Genomic DNA, 3,867 nt, shown 5'->3' on the forward strand with positions numbered 1-3,867 from the left:
GGGCAGCAGCAGCGCCACGCGGTCGCCGGGCCCGATGCCCTGCCGCGCCAGCCCTTCCGCCACGCGGCGGGCCTGGGCGGCAAAGGCGGCGCGGCCAAGCGGCGGACGGCTCAGCGAGACCAGGGCGGCGGCATCCGCGCGCCGGGCGGCCAGCCCTTCCAGCAGCGCGGGCAGGGTCTCCGCGCTCATCGCGCCAGGACCCGGGGCACGGGCGCGGAAACCGGATGCCGATGGATGATGCCGCTGCCCTGCCGCACGTGAATTCGCCCCCTGGGAATCATGAGGCCTTGTCTGTGCCGCAGTTGCGCGCCGAATGCCAGCCGCCGGGCGCCGGTTTTCGCCACCATGGCCTTTCAGCTTCCTGTGCGGCTGGACAAGCCCGCCACATCGCAGGAACGTGCCGCACCCGATGGAAGCGAGGATAGACCGCCATGACCGCCTGGACCGACCGCGCCGGTAGCCCCTTCACCTGCGAGAAGCAGCCGGCCCGGGGCAGCAAGGGCATGGTGGTGACCAATCATCCGGTGGCCTCGGCGGCGGGGGCGGAGATGCTGCTGGCCGGCGGCAATGCCATCGATGCCGCCATCGCCGCGCTCTTCACGCTCACGGTGGTGGAGCCGATGATGGTGGGACCGCTGGGCGGCGGCGTGGCGCATCTGCGGCTGGCCGATGGCCGGCACCTGGTGCTGGACGGGCTTTCCACCGCCCCCGGTGCCGCGCGCGGCGACATGTACCGCACGGTCAGCGACACCCTGCCCGACTACCAGGAGACGGTGGACGGCGAGAACAAGATCGGCCCGCTCGCCATGGCCGTGCCCGGCGCCCTGGCCGGCTGGTGCAAGGCCCTGGCCGAGCACGGCACCATGCCGCTGGAGGAAGTGCTGCGCCCCGCCATCCGCGCCGCCGCCGAGGGCTTCCGCGTCACCGACTATCTGGCCGGCGCCATCGGCGATGCCGCCACGGACCTGGCTACCGACCCTGGCCTGGCCGCCACCTTCCTGCCGGGCGGCGAGATCCCGGCGGTGGGCAGCCGCCTGCGCCAGCCGGCCCTGGCGGAATCCCTGAAGCTGATCGCGGCCCAAGGCCCCAAGGCGCTCTATGGCGGCGAGATCGGCCGGGCGCTGGCGGCGCATATGGCGGCCTCCGGCGGCCTGATCACCATGGCGGACCTGGAAGCGGTCCAGGTGATCGAGCGTCAGCCGGTCCGCGGCAGCTACCGCGGCTTCGAGGTGCTGGCGCCGCCGCCGCCGGCTTCCTCCGGCGTGCATATGACGCAGATGCTGAATGTGCTGGAGGGCTTCGACATCGCCCGCCTCGGCTCCGGCTCGGCCGAGACCATCCACCTGCTGGCCGAGGCGCTGAAGCTGGCCTTCGCCGACCGCGCGGTTGCCACCGCCGACCCGGCCTTCATCAATGTCCCGGTCGAGAAGCTGATTTCCAAGGATTACGCCGAGGAACGCCGCGCCCTGCTGCGGCTGGACCAGGCGCAGGACTGGGCGCCGGGCATCCCGCCGGCCGAGTCGGCCAATACCACCCATGTCACCGTGGCGGATTCGCTGGGCAACATCGTCGCCACCACCCAGACCATCAACAGCCTGTTTGGCGCCCGCTTCTCCATCCCCGGCACCGGGCTGATCGCCAACAACTACATGTTCAACTTCGACCCGCACCCGAACAAGGCGCTCTCCGTGGAGCCGGGCAAGCGGGTCTTCACCTCCATGGCGCCATCCATCGTGCTGAAGGGCGGCGAGCCGGCCTTCGCGCTGGGGCTGCCGGGGGGCCTTCGGATCTTCGGCTCCGCCATGCAGGCCATCATCAACCTGATCGACCACGGCATGTCATTGCAGGAAGCGGTGGAAGCGCCGCGCATCTGGACCCAGGGCCATACGCTGGAACTGGAGCCGGCGATCTCGGCTGAGGCCGAGGCCGGGCTGGTGACGCGTGGCCATATGGTGGCGCAGCCGAAGCATATCGGCGGCGGCATGGGCGCCATCCGCTTCCTGCCCGATGGCATGCTGGAAGGCGCCGCCTGCTGGCGCGCGGATGGCACGCCGGTGGGCATCGCGGGCGGGCTGGCGCGTCCCGGCATCCGCTTCAACCCGGAGGTCGGGCGCCGCTGAGGCGCCCCTTCCCTTCAAAAGGAAAAGGCCGCCGCCCGATCGGGCGCGGCCTTTCTTCATGAGGCTCTGGCGGAAGCCCTCAGGGGCATTCGCAGCCATCGGTGGGGCCGGTCTCGCCACGCACCAGATGATGGTCAATCCATTCGGACACCAGGCGGCGCGCCTCGTTCACCGAGGCCTCCGGATGGTGGATACGGTACAACGCTGTGCAGGCCCGGAAGGACGAGAGGTCGTCATTCCCGGTTTCACGCAACTCGCGGTAGGCCGTCACCACCGCCCGCTCGCACCGGCGCGTGATGTGGCTGAAGTCGTTGCCCATCCAAGCATTCTCCTGCGTTGCGAGCTAGATGAGAATCTGTCGCAACTCGTCCCACCGGTTTTATAGGCTCATCTGAATAGGCGTTCAAGTTTCGATTGCCGGAGGAGTTCAGGAGGCCTCCGCCAGAACAGGCAGCGATTCTGCCGTATCCTCCTGTTGCATCACCCGCCGCACCAGCTTCAGCGCCTGGTAGCTGTCATCGGCTTCGGCCAAGGCCAGCGCCTTTTGAATCAGATCCTTGGCGGCCTCGGGCGCTTCGGAGGCCAGGAAATCCTCCGCCAGGCCACGCGCCAGCGCCATGCTGCCCGCGCGCTCCGGCTCCGGCCCGACATAGGCGGTTTGCAGGGCAAAATAGATGCGGCGCGCCGGGGTGGTGGCGGCCTCGGCCGACAGGATCTGCTTGCCGAAGAGGAAGCGCGCCCGGCCCGCCAGCTCGATGCGAGCGCGGTTGCGGAAGCGAATGGGGGCACCGTTGACGATCAGCAGGTCGCCTTGGCGCAGTTCGAGGACAAGGGTGGTCATGATGCGGTTTGGCCTTCCGGCGGCGGCACGGCGGCGGCCGGCCGCCTGTCATGCGGGGTCGATGATGCTCTCCGTCTGCGGTTCGAGTCGGGCTCCGGCTGGGCTTCCCCCGGCGGGCGGTGCGGCCCGGGCGCTGCCGCGCGATGCGGCCTGCCCTTAATCTGGCCGGTCGGTGTTAACGGATGATGACGAAAAGGGGCGACCGGCGCCTCAGCCCCGGCGCAGCAGCCAGAGCAGCCCGGCCACCGGCACGCCCTTCTCCCGGCGCAGCTCGGCTTCCCGCTCCGCCAGGATCTCCAGCCCGGCGGCGGCGGCCAGGGCGCGTAGATGCCCGGGATGGTGGCGGTAGCGCAGGTCGGGGCCCAGGGCGCAGGGGGATTCCTCCCCCTTCTCCAGGCTGAAGGCGGCCAGGCCGCCCGGGGCCAGCGCCGCCGCCATGGCGGGCAGCACGGCGGAAAGGTCGCCCAGGTAGTTCAGCACATCCGCCGCCGCCACCAGCCCCCAGTGGCCGGGGCGGGCAGGCAACACGTCCAGCAGGTCCGCCTCATGCAGCGCGTGGTAGATGCCGCGCGCCCGCGCCGCCGCCAGCATGCGGGGCGAAAGGTCCACGCCTTCCAGCACCCGCGCGAAGGGCCGCAGCGCCTCCCCCGAAAGACCGGTGCCGCAGCCCAGGTCCAGCACGGCGCGGCTGCCATCCGCCGCCACGCCCGCCTCCCGCAGCATCCCGGCCAGCATGGCGGGGGTGCGGTAGCCGAGGCGGCCGGTCAGGTCGGCGTCGAAGCGCGGCGCGTATTGGTCGAACAGGTCGCGCACATAGCCGGCGGGGGCGCGCTCCGGCGGCGGCGCGGCACCCAGCGCGGCCTGGAGGAAACGCGCCTGTTCCGCCACGCCCGGGTCGGCGGCGGC

At 71.2% G+C, this 3,867-nt stretch carries 5 protein-coding genes; 1 reads left to right on the plus strand and 4 read right to left on the minus strand.

The window, feature by feature from the left end; translation table 11 throughout:
• Positions 1-189, minus strand: a 189-nt coding sequence (locus IBL25_RS24855; RefSeq protein WP_456315887.1) for a hypothetical protein, incomplete at its 3' end; no start/stop codon positions are given.
• A gap of 242 nt (positions 190-431) precedes the next feature.
• On the opposite strand from IBL25_RS24855, the gene ggt reads away from it, so the two are divergent.
• On the plus strand, positions 432-2,120 hold the full coding sequence (ggt, locus tag IBL25_RS24860) for a gamma-glutamyltransferase (protein ID WP_187781142.1): 1,689 nt from the start codon (positions 432-434) through the stop codon (positions 2,118-2,120).
• A 79-nt stretch (positions 2,121-2,199) separates the two neighbouring features.
• On the opposite strand, the gene IBL25_RS24865 is transcribed toward ggt, so the two are convergent.
• The 3 genes from IBL25_RS24865 to IBL25_RS24875 form a co-directional block, all read right to left on the minus strand.
• Complete coding sequence (locus IBL25_RS24865) at positions 2,200-2,439, minus strand: hypothetical protein (protein ID WP_187781143.1); 240 nt, start codon at positions 2,437-2,439, stop codon at positions 2,200-2,202.
• Positions 2,440-2,547: 108 nt separating this feature from the next.
• The gene (locus IBL25_RS24870) at positions 2,548-2,961 is read right to left on the minus strand and encodes a flagellar biosynthesis repressor FlbT (RefSeq protein ID WP_187781144.1); all 414 of its coding nucleotides are present in this window, start codon (positions 2,959-2,961) and stop codon (positions 2,548-2,550) included.
• 210 nt (positions 2,962-3,171) lie between these two features.
• The coding region (locus IBL25_RS24875) for a class I SAM-dependent DNA methyltransferase (RefSeq protein ID WP_187781145.1) at positions 3,172-3,867 on the minus strand (696 nt) is incomplete at its 5' end.

Source organism: Pseudoroseomonas ludipueritiae (assembly GCF_014490445.1).
Classification (GTDB): domain Bacteria; phylum Pseudomonadota; class Alphaproteobacteria; order Acetobacterales; family Acetobacteraceae; genus Pseudoroseomonas; species Pseudoroseomonas ludipueritiae.